Genomic DNA, 434 nt, shown 5'->3' on the forward strand with positions numbered 1-434 from the left:
TACGTGTATCACTCAGCTCTAAAATAAGGACGGAACAACCAATACTCAAGGCAATATCTGCTGCATTTTCTGCTGCAGTACCACCACCAAATATAACGATATGTCCTGCCTCGATACCACTTTCGGGAATGCCTGGAAGTAGAATTCCTTGTCCCCCGTGTTGTTTTTCCAGATAATATTGTCCAATATTAACGGCACGTCGTCCCGCAATTGCACTCAAGGGTTTGAGTAATGGAAAAATTCCCTCCGTAGCGATATTTTCAGCCGAAAAAGCAGTCACCTTCATTTCTATCATTTTTTCAACACAAGCTTTATTTGCAGGTAAATGTAAAAATCCCCAGATTATTTGTCCCTCTTTAAGGTATTGATATTCTTCCTCTAGGGGCTCTTTTACGCGAACCATCATTTCTGCTTCCCATGCTTCTTCACGTTCC

At 41.7% G+C, this 434-nt stretch carries 1 protein-coding gene; it reads right to left on the bottom strand.

Annotated elements, in window-relative coordinates:
- Nucleotides 1–434, bottom strand: a 434-nt coding sequence (locus tag ETC27_RS17805) for a Rossmann-fold NAD(P)-binding domain-containing protein (RefSeq protein WP_500690365.1), incomplete at both ends; no start/stop codon positions are given.

Source organism: Onishia niordana (genome assembly GCF_004798965.1).
GTDB classification, from domain to species: Bacteria; Pseudomonadota; Gammaproteobacteria; order Pseudomonadales; family Halomonadaceae; genus Onishia; species Onishia niordana.